Origin of the sequence: Streptomyces sp. NPDC012508, assembly GCF_042902595.1 — a bacterium.
In the GTDB taxonomy this organism is placed as follows: Bacteria; Actinomycetota; Actinomycetes; order Streptomycetales; family Streptomycetaceae; genus Streptomyces.
Window position 1 is genome coordinate 219,664 of the sequence record NZ_JBIBEO010000008.1, and the last position, 18,067, is coordinate 237,730.

Here is an 18,067-nt window from a genome sequence, read left to right on the forward strand (position 1 = left end):
TCCGTCTGCTGGGCCGCGGCTCGGCGCCGACACAGGGACACTCGCCAGGAACCCAGCGGAGCTCTGACAATGAATGACGGCGAGATACAGACTTATTGAGCATTTTCGTTAATCTTTTGCGCCGCCGGGGTGTCAGGTTTCTATCAGGTCACCGCTTTGTCAACAGCCGTGGCAGAACCGGCGGACGGGTCGTCACATCCCGGCAGGTCAACGAGAAACGGCTCCGGCACCGGGGAGGCGGTGAGGCCTCCCCGGCGCCGGAGCCGGGGAACGACGAAGGAGTGAGGGTCAGCCGAGGGGCGGCGGCGCGGTGGAGCCGCGTACGACGAGTTCGGGCTCGAAGAGGAGCTCGCCCGGGTCGGTCTGGGTGCCCTGGATCTGGGCGCAGAGCAGCTCGACCGCCGCGCGGCCCATCGCCTCGATGGGCTGGCGGACCGTGGAGAGCGGCGGCTCGGTGCAGTTCATGAAGGCGGAGTCGTCGAAGCCGACGACCGACACCTGCGACGGAACGGAGAGCCCGCGCCGGCGCGCGGCCCTGATCGCCCCCAGGGCGAGCGGGTCGCTGGCGCACACGATGCCGGTGACGCCGCGCTCCAGGAGGCGGGTGGCGGCGGCCTGGCCTCCCTCGAGCGAGAAGATCGACCGCACGACGTGCTCGTCCGGCAGCGTCGCGCCCGCCGCCTCGGCGGCCGCCCGGGCCGCTTCGAGCTTGCGCCGCGACGGGACGTGGTCACTGGGGCCGAGAACGAGACCGATCCGCTCGTGCCCGAGCGAGGCCAGGTGGCGCCACGCCTGCTCGACGGCGACGGCGTCGTCGCACGAGACGCAGGGGAAGTTGAGCCCGGCGATGGAGGCGTTGATGAGGACGACCGGGATGTTGCGCTCCGCCAGCTGGTGGTAGTGGTCGTGCGGCGCGTCCGCCTGCGCGAACAGCCCGCCGGCGAAGACGACGCCGGACACCTGCTGCTGGAGGAGGAGCTCCACGTAATCGGCCTCGGAGACACCCCCCTTGGTCTGCGTACAGAGCACGGGGGTCAGCCCCTGCTGTGCGAGCGCACCACCGATCACCTCGGCGAACGCGGGGAAGATGGGGTTCTGCAGTTCCGGCAGGACAAGCCCGACGAGCCGCGCGCGCTCGCCGCGCAGCTGCGTGGGCCGCTCGTAGCCGAGCACGTCGAGCGCTGTGAGGACGGACTGCCGCGTGGCCTCGGAGACACCGGGCTTGCCATTGAGCACACGGCTGACCGTGGCCTCGCTGACTCCCACCTTCTTGGCCACTTGAGCAAGTCGTCGCGTCATGAGCGCAAGACTATCGCAAGGCGCGCAAGTTTGTTGCGTCGCCCGATGGGGCCGAGAGCACCGCAGGCGCGCGTCCGAGAGGTCTACGAGCCCACGGCGGACGCCGTCGGCGTTCGGTTCCAGTGCATGCGGGACCAGGGCAGGGTCAGCTCGCCCTGGTTCTGGACGTCCTGGGGGGTGAGAGCTGCGAGGGGGGCTGCCTCGGTGTGGCGGGCGAAGACCGTGTCGACGTAGCGGTGGCCCGTGTCGGCGGCGATGAAGAGGACCGTCCGCTCGGGGGCGCGCTCGCGTTCGTGGCGGGCGGCGAGGTAGGCGGCGCCGGTCGACAGGCCCGCGAAGACCGCGTGGCGGCGCAGGAGGTCGACGCTGCCCGCGAGGGCCGCGTCGAAGGAGATCCAGTGCAGGGTGTCGTACAGCTCGTGCGTGACGTTGCCGAAGGGGATGGAGCTGCCGATCCCGGCGATGATGATCTCCGGGTCGGAGACGTGCTCGGCGCCGAAGGTGACGCTGCCGTACGGCTGGACACCGACGAGTTCGACGTCGGCCGGCGCGCGCCCGTCGGGGCCCTCGCGCAGGTAGCGGGCGAGGGCGCCGGTGGAGGCGCCCGAGCCGACCCCGCCGACGACGGTGAGCCCGTCCGCGCCGGTCGCCTCCCGGACGCGGTCGGCGATCGCGCGGTAGCCCAGGTAGTGGATGTCGTCGTGGTACTGCCGCATCCAGTGGTACTCGGGGTGTGCGGCGAGGATCTCGTGGATCCGCTCCACCCGCCGCTTCTGATCGAGCTTGAGGTCGCTGCACGGCTCCATCTGCTCCAGCGTCGCTCCGAGGACGGCGAGTTGGGTGCGCAGCGTGTGGTCGACCGTCGTCGAGCCGACGATGTGGCAGCGCATGCCGTGCCGGTGACAGGCCAGGGCGAGCGCGTACGCGTAGATGCCGCTGGAGCTGTCGAGGAGGGTGTCCCCGCGGCGTACGACTCCGGTGTCGAGCAGGTGGCGCACCGCGGCGAGGGCGGAGACCACCTTCATCGTCTCAAAGCGCAGGCAGACGAGCCGGTCGTCGAGGCGTATCAGATCCGGCCGGCCGATCGCCTCCGCGATGTGCTGGTCCATGGGGCGTCTCCTTGGTGGTGGGGGCGGTCGTGAAGGTGCGGGTGGCGGGGATGCCGTGGGCGTCCAGGGCGCGAAGGCATCGGCGCACGCGGTGGCGCAGGCCCGGCGCGGCGGGGTCGAGGAGCACGCCCGCCACCGCGCCGCTGTGCGCGATCTGCACGCCCGCCGCCCCGACCCTCCGGGCGATGGCGGTCAGCGCGTCGAACTCCGGGTGCTCGAGCACCTCTTGGCCGCGCCGGGCGCTGGCGGTGGCAACCTCCCCGAGGAGGCGGGCGTCACCGGTGGCCACCGCCCGGCGCAGCAGGGCACGCAGCCGCTCGTACTCCCGGATGTCGGCGTCGCCGGCCTCCCGTACGGGCAGCGCGAGGGTGTCGACGGGCGCGCCCCCGCCGAGTGCGCAACCCACGACGACCAGGGGCGGGAGGGCCGGGCCCAGGACCTCCAGGACCCGGCCCTCCCGCTGGGCGAAGAGCACCGCGCGGCCGTCCCACATCAGCGGATCGCTGGCGAGTTCGGCGCGTACGGCGAGCCGGGCGACCGTCTCGGCGGCGAGGCCACGCAGCCCGTACGCGTCGGCGACCGCGCGCACGGCGGCGATCACGTCGCTGGTGGAGCTGCCCATGCCCAGGCCCACCGGGATGTCCCCCGTGAGCCGCAACGCCCCACCGCAGGGCGGCAGTCCGGCCAGCTCCGCGCACTCCGCGACCGCGAGGACCGCGGCGTGCGCGGCCTTCGTGCGGTCGGCGGGCACGACGGTGAGCGCGTCGGGCGCGGTGCCGGGGCGGCGGACGAACACGGCGCGGCTGCCCGGGCCGGCCAGGGGCAGAGTGACAAGTCCGGCGCACCGGCGCCCCTCGCCGTCGAGGAACACCCCCTGGAGGATCTCGCCGTGGTGGCAAGGGGCGTACCCGGTACCGGTACGGCGTGCGCCCCGGCGCGCGGTGGGGATCACGCGCCGCCCACAGCCCGGTAGCGGTACAGGGCCGTCTCCTCGGCGCTGAACTGGGAGAAGGGGAACGGTTCCGCGGACAGGGCGGTCACGCCCGAGCCGAGGAAGGCGCGGGCGACGGCGCTGCCGGTCTGTGCGTAGACGATCAGCGGGATGCCCCGGGCCCGGCAGCGTGCCAGGACGGTGTCGAACGAGCCGTTGCTCAGGGTCATTCCGGTGGCGACGACGGCCTCGGCACGCTCCAGCACCTCGTGCATGTCGTCCGTGACGGGGTCGCCCCACTGGGTGGCTCTGAGGTTGAAGTCGCAGGGCAGCGGTTCGCCGCCGCGCTCGCGGATCGCCGCGACCAGCGGATTGACGACGCCGATGAGGCCGATCTTCGCCCCCTTCTCGATGTCGAGGAGTCCTGCGACGGCCGCGTCGCGGGCCGCGGCGCGGACCTCGGGGGTACCGGCGGGCAGGGTCACGGCCTCGGCGTCGCCCGCCTCCCCGGCCACGCGGTGCGGGCGCGTCTCGGAGAGGTACGCGTCGAGGGCGGCGATCCGGAGCGGGCGCGGGGCCTCGCGCAGCAGGGCGTCGAGCGGGGTGCCGGAGAAGTCGCGGCAGACCGACGCGTCGATCTCGCCTGCCTCGAAGGCGCACCCGCCGAAGGAGCCGCCGAGGCGGACCAGGACGTACTGGTTGAGGTACGTGGTGTCGCCGCCGGCCAGGCGGGTGCCGTGGTGGAGCCAGAACACGCTGGTCGCGACGAGTTCGGAGGGGAGCGGGCCGTGCTCGCCGGCCAGGACCGCCTCGACGAGCGAGTCGACGGAGAGGACGGGGGTGGAGGGGGCGGGGGTGGAGAGGACGGGGGTGGAAGGGGCGGGGGTCAGGGTCATGGGGTTCCTTTTCACAGGGCGGGTTCGGCCACGGGTGCCACGGCCGGGAGCGGCCCGCGGTAGGTGACGGCCGGATGTCCCAGCGCGTCGGTGGTGAGTTCGGCGTCCACCTCGAAGACCTCGGCGAGCCGCTCGGCGGTCAGGACCGCTGCGGGGGTGCCGGAGGCGACGAGGCGGCCGTGGTGCAGAAGCAGCAGCCGGTCGCAGTGGCGGGCGGCGAGCGACAGGTCGTGCAGCGCGACCAGGACGGTCCGCTCGGTGCCGGACAGCAGCTCCATCAGTTCCAGCTGGTGCCGGACGTCGAGGTGGTTGGTGGGCTCGTCGAGCAGGAGCGCGTACGGCTGTTGCGCCAGGGCGCGGGCCAGGTGGGCGCGCTGCCGCTCGCCGCCCGACAGCGCCTTCCAGGAGCGGCCGGCGAGTGCGGTGAGCCCCACACGGTCCAGTGCGGCGGCGACCACCGCCCGGTCGGTGGCGTCCGGCCCGCGCCAGCGGTCCCGGAACGGGGTGCGCCCCAGGCCCACCACGTCGGCGACGCGCAGATCGCTGTCGGCGCCCGAGTCCTGTGCGACGAAGGCGACCTGGCGGGCGATCCGGCGCGCGCTCCAGTCCCGTACGGACTCGCCGTCGTAGCGGACCGTGCCCGTGTCGGGGGCCCGCAGCCCTGCCAGGCAGCGCAGCAGCGAGGACTTGCCCGAGCCGTTGGGCCCGAGCAGTCCGACCGTCTCACCGGGGGCGATCTCCGCGCTGACGTCGCGTACGACCGTGGTACCGCCCACCGACCAGCTCAGTCTCTCGGCGGTGATCCTCACAGCTCACCCCGCTTGCGCAGGACCAGGAGGAAGAGCGGTACGCCGAGCAGGGCGGTGATCACGCCCACGGGGACCTCGCGGGGTGCGAAGGCGATCCGCGCGAGCGTGTCCGTCCACACCAGGAACACCGCGCCGGCGAGCGCCGCGTACGGAAGCAGGACCCGGTGCAGCGGTCCGACGAGGAACCGCACCCCGTGCGGGACGATCAGGCCGACGAAGCCGATGGCGCCGACGGTGGCCACCGCGACCGCGGTCAGCGCGGCCGTGACCACGAGCAGCAGCATCCTTGTGCGCCGTACGCCGATGCCGAGCGAGGCGGCGGTGTCGGTGCCGAAGGCGAGTCCGTCCAGGGCCTGCGAGCAGAGCCACGCGACCGCGAGGCCCAGCGGGGCGACGATCGCGCAGACCACGACCGTGTCCCAGCGGGCCGGCGCCATGGAGCCCAGCAGCCAGTGGGTGACGGCCCGCGTGGTGTCCGCGTCCGCCGAGGCCATCAGGACGAGCGAGGTCAGCGCGGTGAACAGCTGGCCGACCACCACACCGGTGAGGACGATGCGTACGGAGTCGAGTCCGGTGCGCCGCAGCAGGAGGAGCAGCAGCCCGAAGGCGAGCAGCGCGCCGGCGAGCGCACCGCCGGTGACCCCGAGCGCGCCCGCGCCGATCCCGAGGACGACGACGGTGACGGCTCCCGCCGACGCACCGGAGGAGACGCCGAGCAGGTAGGGGTCGGCGAGCGCGTTACGGGTGACCGCCTGGAGCACCGCGCCGCACACGGCGAGCGAGGCGCCGACGAGGGCGGCCATCAGCACGCGTGGCAGGCGCAGGTCCCAGACGAGGGAGTCCACCAGCGGGGGCAGGGGGCTGACGTCCAGGCCGAGACGGGCGCCGAGGACCCGGGCGAGGTCCGTCCAGCCCACGTCGGCGGTGCCGATGCGTACGGCGGCCGCGACCGAGCCGACGAGGGCGCCGGCGCCGAGGAGCAGCAGGACCGCCCGGAAGGCGCCGGAGCGCCCACCCGCGCCGGACGCGCCGCTCGCGCCGGACGCGCCGGACCTCTCGACGCGCAGGGGCCCTGTGGCGACGGAGACCCCGCGGGCGGCCGGAAGCAGTGGATCGACCGGCCCTCTCCTGGCGTCGACCGGTTCAGCGGACATACCCTAGGTCCTTCATGCCCTGGGCCAGCAGCCCGAGGGCGTGTACGGAGCGTACGGACGGGTCCAGTTCGATGCCCGGCACGGTGAGGATCTTGTCGTCGCGGACCGCGGCCAGCTTCGAGATCACGGGGTGCCCGGTCATCGTGGCGCGCTTCTCGGCGGCGCTGTCGCCGGGCCGGCCGCGCTCGGACAGATCGCCGATCACGATGAAGTCCGGGTCGCGCTCGGCGACTTCCTCCCAGGAGACCTCCGGCCAGTCCTCGTCGACGTCGTCGAACGCGTTCTTCGCGCCGACGATCCGGCTCATCTCGCTGGGCAGACCGGTCCCGCCGGCCACGTACGGCATGCCGTTGAAGACGGAGTAGAGGTAGACGACGGTCGGCCGGTCCGCGCCCCGGGGAGCCCTGGAGGCGCTCTCCCCCGCCTTGGCGACGGCGGCGCGCTGGTCGGCCGCGAGCTTTCCGGCCCGCTCCTCGGCCCCGAAGACCGTGCCGAGCTTCTCGTAGTCGGAGAAGAGCAGCTCGAAGGGGGTCGTGCCGGCCGGGTTCTGGCGCGGGCAGTCCACGGCGCTGACGAAGGTGGGGACCTTGAGGGCGTCCAGCTCCTCGCGGGTGCCGGCCCGGTCCGCGGTGAAGAGGTCGGCGGAGCCGCCGACGACGAAGTCGGGTGTGGCGGCCCGCAGTTGCTCGCCCGTGGCGATCTTCGGGGCGATGACCGGAACCGTGGCGTACGCGGCCTCGTACCGGGCGGGGATCTTCGTCTTGAGGTTGGCGGTGCCCGCCATCCGGTCCTGGAGTCCGAGTTCGAGGAGGGTCTCGGTCGAGGTCTGGTCCAGGGCGACGGTGCGTCGCGGCGGCTCGGCGAAGGACACCGTGCGGCCGCAGCTGGTGACGGACGCCGTCCGGGCGGTGGGCTCGCTGGCCGCGTCGGAGCCGCCGCCGGCTGCCGTGGAGCAGCCCGCGGTGGCGAGGGCGAGGGTCAGGGCGATGCCGAGACGGGCGGGTTGGCGCATGGGTTCTCCGGTCTGAGGGGGCAGGGCGCTGCACCGGGCAGGAGTGCCGCGTTCAAGAGGGTACTGTAACGACAATCATTTTCATTAACCACCTCCGGGTGCGGCCCGCCGCACCGCACGCGATCCCCAGGAGCAGCCACGCATGGCCACCACACCCACACCGACGGCCCCCAAGTCCGCCGTCCCGCCCCCGCGTTCGGTCCTCCGCGACCCCGCGTTCCTGCGCCTCTGGGCGGGCACCACCGCCTCCGGCCTCGCGACCTGGGCCCTGCCCTTCGTCCTCGGACTCGCCGTACTCCACCGCGATCTCGGCGCGGCCGGGCTCGGCCTGGTCCTCGCCGCCCGCACCGCCGGATTCCTCGCCGCGGTCGCCATTGGCGGCGTGCTGGCCGACCGGCACTCCCGGCGCGCGGTGGTCCTCTGGTCCGCCCTCGCGGCCGCGGCCGCCGCGCCCCTCCTCGCCGCGGGCCTCGGCCGCTCACTCGTGCTGATGACGGCCGCCGCGGCGCTGGCAGGAGCCGGACAGGGGGCCTGCCGCCCGGCGTTCCAGGCGCTGACCGCCGAGATCGTCGACCCCGAGCGCCGTCAGCAGGCGAACGCCGCCATGACCATGGCGGTACGGAGTTCCACCCTCGCCGGGCCCGCCCTGACCGCGCTGCTCGCGGCGTTCCTCGACGTCGGAACCCTGCTGCTCGGCATCGGCCTGCTCTGGCTGGTCGCCGCACTGGTCCCGGGCAAGGGCGCGGCGACGAACGCGCATACCGTTGCGGAGGCAGGGGGCCTGAACTTCCGCTCCGACTTCATGGAGGGCATACGGGAGGCGCGCCGCCACCCCTGGTTCCTCGCCGGTCTCGGCGCCCTGGTCGCCGTCATCGCCCTCGGCTACTCCGCCACGAGCGTCGCGCTCCCCCTGATCAGCCGGGACCGCTACGGCACCGAGTGGGTGCTGGCCGCGGCCATGACCGCGTACACGCTGGGCGCCCTCGGCGGCGCCCTGGTGATCGCCCGTTGGCGCCCGCGCTCCCAGGGCTGGGCCGCCTTCGCCGGCCTGGCGACGTACGGCGTCGCACCCCTGAGCCTGATGCTGCCCGTCCACCCGCTCGTCGTGGTCGCCGCGTACGCCGTGGCCGGCATCGGGATCGAGCTGTTCAACGTCCCCTGGTTCACGGCCACTCAGCGCGAGGTCGCCCCGGACAAGCTGGCCCGTGTCTCGTCGCTGGACTTTCTGGTCTCCTACGGCCTGGCGCCGATCGGCCTGGCACTGATCGCCCCGGCGATCGACCTCTTCGGGATCACCCCGGTCCTCGCCGCCTGCGCCGCCGCCTGCTTCCTGGTCCCGGCCGCGGCGGCCGTGGTGCCCACGGCCCGCCACTTCGGCCGCACCACGCCCCCGCCCACGACCGGCTGACGAACTCCCTTGCCGTACCGGCGGATGCGCCGGTGATACACCGCACACGCGGCCGGCCTCTCCGACCCGTACGTCGGAGAGGCCGGCCGCCCGGGGCGGGGTGGTCAGTCCAGCTGGAGCTCGGGTGCTCGCAGCTCCATCCAGGTGTGCAGGTCGAGCACCCGCTCCAGGCCGGCCCGTACGGCCACCGGCATGGCCGCCGGGTCCTGCGCCACGACCTGCTGCGCCCACGCCCTGTCGACCAGGGCGAACACCGGGGCGTCCGGCTCCGCGACCAACTCCTTGACCTGCTGCTGCAGATGCGCCGCGTATCCAGGGTTCTGCGGCGACGGGTACGGGCTCTTGACCCGCTCCACCACCGACTGCGGCAGCACATGGGCCGCGGCCTGGCGCAGCAGGCTCTTCTCCCGCCCGTCGAACGTCTTCAGCGCCCAGGGGGTGTTGTAGACGTACTCGACGAGTCGGTGATCGCAGAAGGGGACCCGGACCTCGAGCCCGACCGCCATCGACAGCCGGTCCTTGCGGTCGAGGAGCGTGCGCACGAACCGCGTCAGGTGCAGATGGCACATGGAGCGCATCTGCCGGTCCTGCGCGGACTCGCCGTCGAGGTGCTCGACCTCGGCGAGTGCCGTCGCGTACTGGTCGGCGGTGTAGGTCCCCACGTCGAGCTGTTTCCGCAGACCGGGCTCGATGTGGTCGGTCCGCGCGGCCAGGCTCATCGGGGGGATGAACATCATCCAGGGGAACGTGTCGGCGTGGCGCGCCGCCTCGATGTGGAACCAGGGGTACCCGCCGAACACCTCGTCGGCCGACTCCCCGGACAGAGCCACCGTCGACTGTTCCCGGATCGCCTTGAACAGCAGGTAGAGCGAGCTGTCCAGGTCCCCGAAGCCGTTCGGAATGTCCCGCGCGCCGACGGTCGCACGCCGTACCGCGGGGTCCGAGATCTCGGCGGGGTTCAGGACCACGTCGTGGTGCGCGGACCGCACGTGCGCCGCGACATCGCGGACGAACGGCGAGTCCGGGGTCTCGCGCATCTCGTCGGGGACGAAGTTCTCCTCCTGGCCGGCGAAGTCCACGGAGAAGGTACGGAGCCTGTCGCCACGCAGGGCGAGCTGCTCGGCCGCGAGGCCGGTGATGGCGCTGGAGTCCAGTCCGCCGGAGAGCAGGGCGCACTGGGGCACGTCCGAGATCAGCTGCCGGCCGACGATCCCGGTGAGCATGTCCCGCGTACGGGCGATGGTCTCGTCACGGCCGTCGGTGTGCTCGACCGCGCGCAGGCTCCAGTACGTGCGCTGCCGCAGTCCCCTGCGGTCCACGCTGACGAGCGTGCCCGGCAGCATGTCGTGCATGCCCTTGTACAGCGCCCAGCCCGGGGTTTTGGTCTGCGCGAACAGCTCCCGCAGTCCGTCCGTGTCGACGGCGGGGCGCACCGCCGGGTGGGCCAGGATCGCCTTCGGTTCGGAGCCGAAGAGCACGCCGTCGGGCGTCGGGTGGTAGTAGAGCGGCTTGATGCCCATGCGGTCGCGTACGAGTACGAGCTTCTGCTCGCGCTCGTCCCATATCGCGAACGCGTACATGCCCTCCAGGTGATCGACCAGGCTCTCGCCCCACTCGAGGTAGGCGCGGAGAACGACCTCGGTGTCACTGTCCGTCCGGAAGGTGTGCCCCCGCGACGCGAGCCCCTTCCGCAGTTCCTGGAAGTTGTAGGCCTCGCCGGAATACACGATGGCTATGTCACCGGCAGGGGTGGTCACGCTCATCGGCTGGGCCCCGCCGGCCAGGTCGATGACGGCGAGGCGGCGGTGTCCCAGTCCGGCATGAGTGCGCAGGTACGTGCCGCTGCCGTCCGGCCCGCGGCACGCCATGGTCTCGGTCATCGCGTCCAGGGTGTCGCCCCGGCGCGTCAGGTCGGAGTCGAACGAAACCCATCCTGCGATACCACACATTCCACAACCCCATTTCCCATACGGTTCCGTGCATTTCTCATGCAATTCGAAGTGCAGCTGACGCAGGCCGGGCGGAAAATGAACATCCACGGCGACGCTTGTTCTCCCTCGCCGCGGGAGCGTAGCAATGCGATTCCTGGCCCGACAATGTTCGCTCCACCCGTCCTTGTATGAGAAATGCACATTCCCCGCTCGTCGGCCCGACGGAAAGTCAGGGGATGGGACGGAGGCACAGTTCCTGGTCCGCGGCGAGGTCGAGGAGATCGGCGTCGTGGCTGATGAGGACGGTCACGGCACCCGCCGCGGCGACATCGCGCATCGCGGCGGTCATTGATCTCAGGTGTCGGCGGTCGACACCTGAGCTGGGCTCGTCGAAGATGACGATACGGCGGCCGCTCAGGCGCGCCGTGGCGACGACCAGGCGCTGCTGCTGGCCGCCGGACAGCGACAGGGGATGCCGGTCGCCGAAGGCGTCCAGGTCGAGATCGGCGAGCACCGCGGCGGCGTGATCCGCCTGCTCCGGAAGGGCTCCGAGGCGCAGCTCGGCGGTGACGCTGTCGGTGAAGAGCTGTCGCTCCACGTCCTGCATGACGATCACGGACTCGCGCTGCCGCTGTGAGCGGGACAGCGGTCGACCGTCGTGGAGCACCTGGCCGGCGTGGCGCTGCAGCCCGGCGAGGATGCGGGCCAGAGTGGTCTTGCCGGCGCCGTTCGCGCCGGTGACGGCGGTGATGGCTCCGCCGGGCAGATGGGCTTCCGCGATGTCCAGCACGGGTCGCCCGCGGAACGTGCACCGGATGCCGCGCAGGGTCACGCCGCTGCCCGGTTCGTAGGGTCCGGTCGCCGTCGCGTCGGCGTCGTGGTACCCGCCCGCGCGGTGCCGAGGGGCCACCGGCGTCGCGTCCCGCGGCCGGTTCTGCCCCGCCTCGACGCTCGGTCCGTGCGCGCAGGCCTGAGGCAGGCGGGACCTCGTGGGGGTGTCGAGGCTGCGCAGCCCCTCGTCGCGCAGCATCTCCTCGGTCAGTCCGGGGATTTCGGCTCTGGTCCATTCCCTCCGGACGCGCCCGTCACGGAGGACGACGATCCGGTCGGCGATGTCGCGGAGGTAGTGCAGCCGGTGCTCGGCGATGACGAGGGTCGTACCTCGTTCCCTGAGGTGCCCCAGAATCGTGGTGAGATCCGCGATGCCCTGCGGGGACAGGTTGGAGGTCGGTTCGTCGAGCAGCAGCACCGGCGGGCCGTGGGTGACGGCCGCCGCGCACGCCACCCGCTGCTGCTGACCGCCGGACAGCTCTCGCAGCCTGCCGTCGAGTTCGGCCAGTCCGAAGTCGGCGACGACCTCGGCGACCCGCTCGCCGATCCGTGGGGGCGGCGTGCCGAAGTTCTCCAGCGCGAAGGCCAGTTCGGTGTCGATGGCGTCGGTGAAGAACTGGCGTCGGGGCTGTTGCAGGATAGTGCCCGTCACCCGCCCCACCTGGGCGAGATCGGTGATCGGTTCGCCGTCGACCCGGATCTCGCCCTGAAGAGTGCCGTCGTGGAAGTGCGGGACGAGGCCGTTCATCACCCGCAGCGCCGAACTCTTGCCCGAGCCGCTGGGTCCGCACACCACCACCGTCTCACCGCGCCGGATGTGCAGGTCCAGCCCGTCCAGTACGGCGGTGTCGCCGCCCTTGTACGTCCACCGGACGTTCTTGAGCTCGATCACCGCCCGGACCTCCACCAGAGCGTGGCCGCCGTCAACAGCGCCACGGCGAGGACGGCGACCGCGTCGGCGCGGCCGAACCGCGGCGGGTGCATCGCTGTCGGCCAGGGCTGCGACCCCAGCCCGCGCAGCAGTGCCGACGCCGAGAGGTCCTCCGCCGAGCGCAGGCTCGACGCCATGAGCGGCACCGTGAAGTACTCGATGCTGAGCAGGGGGTGTCGCAGCATGGCCGTCATGCCGCCGAGCCCGCGCAGCCTCATGGCGTCGCGCACGGCGCGCGCCTCGGCGACGATGGTGGGCACGAAGCGCAGCATCACCGCCCCGGACACGGTGAAGGCCTCCGGCACCCGCATGGCCCGCAGAGCGGCGGTGAACCGGGTCGGCGGAATGGTCCGGATCAGGTGGGCGGCGATGCCGCCCACCGCGACCAGGCGCAGCGTGAACTCGCCCATGACGCCGATCAGTCCGAGCAGCGGCCACGGTGCGGCCAGGGGCAGCAGATAGGCCACCGCGGCGGCGGCCGCCGCGGCCGCCGGCAGTCCGAGCGCGCGTGTCCAGGCCCGCTCGGAGACCGCGAGCAGCACACCGGCGGCCAGTGACGCCGGAACGAACCACATGCCGCCGGGGGCCATGATGGTGATGCTCGCGGCCAGCAGGACCGCCACGGCCGTACGCGGGTCGAGCGACCGAGAGCGGGATCCGCTCATGCCAAACCGGCTTTGCGGAAGTGCTTGTCCAGGAGCCGCAGCCCCAGCACCCCGCCCATCAGGCCGAACACCAGCGTGGACACGTCGAAGGCGATCAGCACGGCCGGTGACAGCAGGTCGTCCAGCCGCGCGACGTAGTCGCTGTCCATCGCCTCCATGTACGGGCTGGACAGGAAGTCCTCGCGAGCGTAGAGCATCGGCAGGAACAGCCCGGCGAACCAGGTGCTGAACACGGCGTAGCCGAGCACTCCGAGATACCGCGAGCGGTACCGGCCCGCCCACAGCAGTACCTCGGCGACCAGCGCCGCCACCACGCCGACGAGGAGGGTGACGGGCGGGCTCCCGATCAGCAGCATGAAGCCGGTGACGATGACGGCGAGCACGGTCACCATCCCGGCGTGCCTCACCCGGGTGAGGAACAGCATGAACGGCACTCCGGCCGCGACGATGCTGGCCGCACTCGTGACCAGAGTCATCACCGGGCTGATGAACTCGAGCAGGTTGAACACGCCCACCGTCACGATGTAGAGGGCGCTGAAGACTCCGATGTTGATCAGGTCCTTGGGGCTCATCCGGACATCTATGCGGTGATGATCGGTGACGTCGGCGGTCACGGTGTCCTGTCCTCGTCTCGGTGGCAGAAACAAGAGGGTGAGCCGCCCTCCGGCCATGGGGAAGGCGAACGGCAGCTCAGGTATCAGCCGGTGCGGTCACGGCGCGGAGGGCCACGGGACCGCCGCTTCCTCGGACGCCGCACGTGCCTGCGCCGTCAGGAGTTCGACGACCGCGTCGCGGTGCTCCTCCAGATAGAAGTGGCCGCCTTCGAAGGTGCGCAGCGCACACCCGCCGTCGGTCACCTCGCGCCAGCCCTCGGCCTCCCAGTCGTGGATCTCGGGGTCGGCGTCGCCGTACAGCACCTCGACCGGGCAGCGCAGCGCGAGGCTCGGGACGGGCCGATAGGTCTCGCTCAGCCGGTAGTCGGCCCGGATGACGGGCAGGAACGCCTGGACGAGTTCGGCGTTGTCGAGGATGTCGCGGTGCGTCGCATCGGTGCGGCGCAGCTCCTCGACCAGTTCCTCGTCGGTGCCGAGATGGACCCGGCCACGCCGGGTCAGCGCCGGGGCGGGGTGACCCGACACGATCAGCCGGGTGGGAGGTTCGCCGGCCGCCGCGAGGCGCAGGGCGACCTCGTAGGCGACGACGGCGCCCATGCTGTGCCCGAACAGAACCGTCGGAAGCCGGGGGCCGTCGGCCGTCAGATCGGCCGCGAGGGCCTCGGCGACGCCGTGCAGATCCGCCGGTATCGGATCGGAGTACCGGTCCTCCCGGCCGGCGTACTGCGCGGCGAGGAACTCGACGTCCCAGGGCGCCGCCGCGGCCCACGCGCGGTAGTAGCTCGCGCTGCCGCCGCCGTGCGGGAACAGCAGCACGCGGGCTCGGGCGTACGGCCGCGGCGTGAGCCGGCGGAACGCGCCGAGGTGACGGTCGTGCGTCGCAGGATCGGGCATGTCGGCTCAGTCCCTCGCTACCGGTGCCATGGAGATGTTCCAGAAGTTCGCGTAGCGGCCGCCACGGCTCAGCAGCTCGTCGTGGGTCCCTTCCTCCACGACCTGGCCGCCGTCCAGGAAGACCACCCGGTCGGCTCGTTGGACGGTCCGCATCCGGTGCGCGACCATCACCACCGTTCGCCCCGCCATCAGCCGCTCGATGCCCGCGTGGACGGCGACCTCGTTCACCGGGTCCAGTGCGGAGGTGACCTCGTCGAGGAGGACGACGGGCGCGTTCTTCAGGAGCGCTCGCGCGATCGAGACACGCTGGCGTTCACCGCCGGACAGCAGTGCGCCGCCCTCGCCCACGTTGGCCGCCCAGCCGTCGGGCAGCCGCTCGATCACCTCGTCGAGGCGGGCCGCCGAAGCCGCCGCGCGTACCTCGGCGTCGGTGGCGTCCGGACGCCCGAGGCGTACGTTCTCCTCGATCGTGCCGTCGAAGAGGTACACGTTCTGGAAGACGATGGAGATCTGCGCCATCAGGACCTCGGGGTCGATGTCCCGTACGTCGACCCCACCCATGCGCACCACGCCCGCGTCCACGTCGTAGAACCGCGCGAGCAGCTGGAGCAGCGTGCTCTTGCCCGCTCCCGACGGTCCGACGACGGCGAGGCGTTGGCCCTGCGGGACGGACAGCGAGGCGTGGTCGACGACCGTGCGCTCGCCGCGGCGGAAGACGACGGAGTCGAACTCCAGGTCGTGGCGCTGCGGCAGGATCGGTTCGGCGGCCTCGGGCAGCGGCTCGGTGCGCAGGACGGTGTCGAGCCTGGCCAGGACCGAGCGGGCACCGCGCAGCTTGCCGCCGATGTCCGTCAGCGACAGCAGCGGGTCGGCGCAGCGCGCCGCCAGCACCAGGATCGTGAGGACCTCGGCCACGCCGATGTCGCCGTCGAGGGCGAGGTGGACACCGAGCACCAGGACGGCGGTGAACACGGCCTGGACCGTGAGGGTCAGACCCACCGCACCGGGCAGGGCCGAGAAGGTGGAGCGCCGGGACGCGCGCTCGACGTCCCGCAGCGCGTCGTCGAGCAGCCGGAAACGCTCGGTGGTGCGGCCGCCGGCGCGCAGCACCGGCTGGGCCTGGAGGAACTCGATGACCCGGCCGGTGGCCTCGTGGTCGCGCTCCTCGCGCTCGACGTCCTCGGCGGCCGAGGAACGCCCGGTCCAGATCTGGATCGCCGCCACGACCGGCACACCGACCAGTGCGGCAAGGCCCAGCTGCCAGCTGTGGGCGAGCATCACGGCCACGATCGTCAGCGGCGTCACGGAGGCGGAGATGAACGGTGCCAGCAGGTGGGCGATGACGCTCATCGCGTCCAGGACGCCTCGGCTGGCCAGGACGGAGACCTCGCCGAGACGGCTCCCGTTGTACCAGCCGATGGGCAGCCGGGCCAGATGGTCGCCGAGGCGGTGGTACATGCCGCGGAGCAGGGCGGTGCCGACGTGGAAGCCCGACAGGTCGCTGAGGTAGCGCAGCGCGGCGTAGACCGCGATCGTGACGCCGAAGGCGGTCAGCCAGGGCCAGGCGTCCTCGGGGGTGTCGCCGAAGAGTTCCCGCAGGACGGGGACGACCAGCGCGTAGGACAGGCCCTCGACCACCGCGGTCAGCGTCATCAGCGTCACGGTGCGCCGCAGGGGCTGGGCGTACTCGCGCCCCAGCACGCGCAACAGCATTCGGATCATCGGGACTCGTCTCCTCGCGGTGCGCGACCGTCGGCTTCGGTGTCATCGGCGACCGATGGGTGGGACTGCCAGAACGCGGCGAACTTTCCGCCGGCGGCGAGGAGTTCGGCGGGCCTGCCGCGCTCGACGATCCGCCCCTCCTCCAGCATCACCACCGTGTCGGCGTCGGCGATCGTCTCCAGGCGGTGGGCGATGACCAGGACGGTCCGCTCGCCCTCCAGCGACCCGAGGGCGCCGCGTACGGCCTGTTCGGTCTGCGGGTCGGCGAAGGCGGTCGCCTCGTCGAGCACCAGGACGGGGGTGTCGGCGAGCAGGGCGCGGGCCACGGCGATCCGCTGGCCCTCGCCGCCGGAGAGGCCGGCGTCCTCGCCGATCACCGAGTCGTATCCGCGCGGCAGTTCGAGGATGCGCTCGTGGATGTTGGCCAGCCGGGCGGCGCGCACGACGTCCTCACGGTCGGCGTGCGGGACGGCCAGCGCGATGTTGTCGGCGACCGACGCGCGCAGCAGCCGGACGTCCTGGAAGACGAAGGAGACCGTCTGGTAGAGCTCCCGGCTGCCGAGTTCGCGCAGGTCCACACCGCCGAGGACGACCGAGCCGTGGCTCGGGTCGAAGAACCGCGGCAGCAGCTGGACCAGCGTGGACTTTCCGCTTCCGGACGGTCCGACGACCGCGGTGACCGTCCCCGGTTCCAGTACGAGGTCGATCCCTCGGAGCACCTCGCGGTCCTCCTCGTATCCGAAGCGGACGTCGCGGAGCTCCACCCGGTGCCCCTGGGGCAGGACCGGGTGCGCCGGCTCCGGAAGCGCCTCCACCGTCAGTACGTCCTTGATGCGGCCGATGGCGCGTCCCGCGGCCTGCATCTCGTCGAAGCCGTGACCGAGGGCCGCGACCGGGGCGGTCAGGCCGAGGCCGAGCAGCAGGAAGGGCAGCAGGTCGGCGGGGGCCAGGTCACCGCCGGTGATGCGGATCGTTCCGCCGATCAGGACGACCAGCAGCACGAAGGGCGGCGACAGGACGAGCTGCATCCCGGCGGCGATCCTGGAGATGCCGTGCACCCAGCGGTTGAAGGTGTCGACGAAGGCGTCCGCGGAGGTGAGGAACGTGCGGTGGGCGCGCCGGGACCCGCCGAACGCCTTGACCACGGAGATGCCCTGGACGAACTCGACGACCGAGCTGGAGATGCGTGCCATGGCCCCGTCGAACTCCTCCTGTTCGCGCACCCTGGTCGGCGTCATCATCAGGGGGACCAGCGCGATCGCGAGGACGACGGGGATCAGCGTGATCAGCGTGAGCTGCCAGTCGATGGTGAACAGATAGACCAGTGAGGCCAGCGGGACGACGAAGGCGGACACCAGTTCGCCAGGGGTGTGGGCGATGAACGGGTGCACGGCACCGACGTCCTCCCCGACCACCTTGGCGAGTTCACCGGTCCGGCGCCTGGAGAACCAGCCGATCGGCACGCGTCCCAGCTGCGCGGCCAGCTCCCGGCGGAACGTCAACTGGACCTTGCCGTCGAGGATGTGTCCGATGCCGGACGACGCGGCCGTGAACACGAGCCGGACGAACAGGCCGACCGCCCCCAGGATCACGACCGTCCATACGTGGTCACGGTCGACCGGTCCGGGCGCCAGCAAGGTGCGCCCCAGCTCCACGACCGCGAGCAGCGGCGCCAGACCGGCGAGGGCGCCGACGACCTGCAGGACGACGACGGCCACGAAACTCCAGATATGGGGGCGTACGAGCCGTCCCATACTCTGCTGTGCCCCTGAATCGGTACCCGATAACGGCGCGGACCGCTCGCTCACCGCAGCAGAGTCAATCGCGTTCATTGGACTCCTCATTGTGTTTTGAAACGCGT

15 protein-coding genes are annotated in these 18,067 nt (G+C 72.1%); 1 reads left to right on the plus strand and 14 read right to left on the minus strand.

The window, feature by feature from the left end; genetic code table 11:
• Positions 1–288 precede the first annotated feature (288 nt).
• The 7 genes from ACFY8U_RS26930 to ACFY8U_RS26960 form a co-directional block, all read right to left on the minus strand.
• Complete coding sequence (locus ACFY8U_RS26930) at positions 289–1,299, minus strand: LacI family DNA-binding transcriptional regulator (RefSeq protein ID WP_361601979.1); 1,011 nt, start codon at positions 1,297–1,299, stop codon at positions 289–291.
• A gap of 83 nt (positions 1,300–1,382) precedes the next feature.
• On the minus strand, positions 1,383–2,408 hold the full coding sequence (locus tag ACFY8U_RS26935) for a pyridoxal-phosphate dependent enzyme (RefSeq protein WP_389574569.1): 1,026 nt from the start codon (positions 2,406–2,408) through the stop codon (positions 1,383–1,385).
• Complete coding sequence (locus tag ACFY8U_RS26940; RefSeq protein WP_389574572.1) at positions 2,329–3,279, minus strand: GHMP kinase; 951 nt, start codon at positions 3,277–3,279, stop codon at positions 2,329–2,331. The genes ACFY8U_RS26935 and ACFY8U_RS26940 overlap by 80 nt, the downstream gene beginning before the upstream one ends.
• Before the next feature lie 77 nt (positions 3,280–3,356).
• On the minus strand, positions 3,357–4,235 hold the full coding sequence (locus ACFY8U_RS26945; RefSeq protein ID WP_389574575.1) for a Rossmann-like domain-containing protein: 879 nt from the start codon (positions 4,233–4,235) through the stop codon (positions 3,357–3,359).
• A gap of 11 nt (positions 4,236–4,246) precedes the next feature.
• Positions 4,247–5,044, minus strand: a complete 798-nt coding sequence (locus tag ACFY8U_RS26950) for an ABC transporter ATP-binding protein (RefSeq protein ID WP_389574578.1) — start codon at positions 5,042–5,044, stop codon at positions 4,247–4,249.
• Positions 5,041–6,198 carry a FecCD family ABC transporter permease gene (locus ACFY8U_RS26955; protein ID WP_389574580.1) on the minus strand — a complete coding sequence of 386 codons (1,158 nt, stop codon included), beginning with the start codon at positions 6,196–6,198 and terminating at the stop codon, positions 5,041–5,043. The genes ACFY8U_RS26950 and ACFY8U_RS26955 overlap by 4 nt, the downstream gene beginning before the upstream one ends.
• Complete coding sequence (locus ACFY8U_RS26960) at positions 6,188–7,210, minus strand: ABC transporter substrate-binding protein (protein WP_389574583.1); 1,023 nt, start codon at positions 7,208–7,210, stop codon at positions 6,188–6,190. Before ACFY8U_RS26960 ends, ACFY8U_RS26955 begins: the two co-directional genes overlap by 11 nt.
• 142 nt (positions 7,211–7,352) lie before the next feature.
• On the opposite strand from ACFY8U_RS26960, the gene ACFY8U_RS26965 reads away from it, so the two are divergent.
• Positions 7,353–8,618 carry an MFS transporter gene (locus ACFY8U_RS26965; protein ID WP_389574586.1) on the plus strand — a complete coding sequence of 422 codons (1,266 nt, stop codon included), beginning with the start codon at positions 7,353–7,355 and terminating at the stop codon, positions 8,616–8,618.
• 104 nt (positions 8,619–8,722) lie between these two features.
• On the opposite strand, the gene asnB is transcribed toward ACFY8U_RS26965, so the two are convergent.
• The 7 genes from asnB to ACFY8U_RS27000 all read right to left on the minus strand — a co-directional run bounded on the left by asnB (position 8,723) and on the right by ACFY8U_RS27000 (position 18,038).
• Complete coding sequence (gene asnB, locus ACFY8U_RS26970; RefSeq protein WP_389574589.1) at positions 8,723–10,567, minus strand: asparagine synthase (glutamine-hydrolyzing); 1,845 nt, start codon at positions 10,565–10,567, stop codon at positions 8,723–8,725.
• A gap of 211 nt (positions 10,568–10,778) precedes the next feature.
• A complete protein-coding gene (locus ACFY8U_RS26975; RefSeq protein WP_389574591.1) occupies positions 10,779–12,272 on the minus strand; it encodes an ABC transporter ATP-binding protein in 1,494 nt (497 codons plus the stop codon).
• Entirely contained in the window at positions 12,269–12,976 is a 708-nt protein-coding gene (locus tag ACFY8U_RS26980; RefSeq protein ID WP_389574594.1) for an energy-coupling factor transporter transmembrane component T family protein, read from the minus strand. The genes ACFY8U_RS26975 and ACFY8U_RS26980 overlap by 4 nt, the downstream gene beginning before the upstream one ends.
• Complete coding sequence (locus ACFY8U_RS26985) at positions 12,973–13,590, minus strand: MptD family putative ECF transporter S component (RefSeq protein WP_389574597.1); 618 nt, start codon at positions 13,588–13,590, stop codon at positions 12,973–12,975. Before ACFY8U_RS26985 ends, ACFY8U_RS26980 begins: the two co-directional genes overlap by 4 nt.
• A 96-nt stretch (positions 13,591–13,686) precedes the next feature.
• Entirely contained in the window at positions 13,687–14,484 is a 798-nt protein-coding gene (locus ACFY8U_RS26990) for a thioesterase II family protein (RefSeq protein ID WP_389574600.1), read from the minus strand.
• A gap of 6 nt (positions 14,485–14,490) precedes the next feature.
• Positions 14,491–16,206, minus strand: coding sequence for an ABC transporter ATP-binding protein (locus tag ACFY8U_RS26995; RefSeq protein WP_389574603.1), 1,716 nt, complete (start codon positions 16,204–16,206; stop codon positions 14,491–14,493).
• Positions 16,203–18,038: an ABC transporter ATP-binding protein gene (locus ACFY8U_RS27000; protein WP_389574606.1), complete on the minus strand. Its 1,836-nt coding sequence runs from the start codon at positions 18,036–18,038 to the stop codon at positions 16,203–16,205. The genes ACFY8U_RS26995 and ACFY8U_RS27000 overlap by 4 nt, the downstream gene beginning before the upstream one ends.
• Between the last annotated feature and the right edge of the window lie 29 nt (positions 18,039–18,067).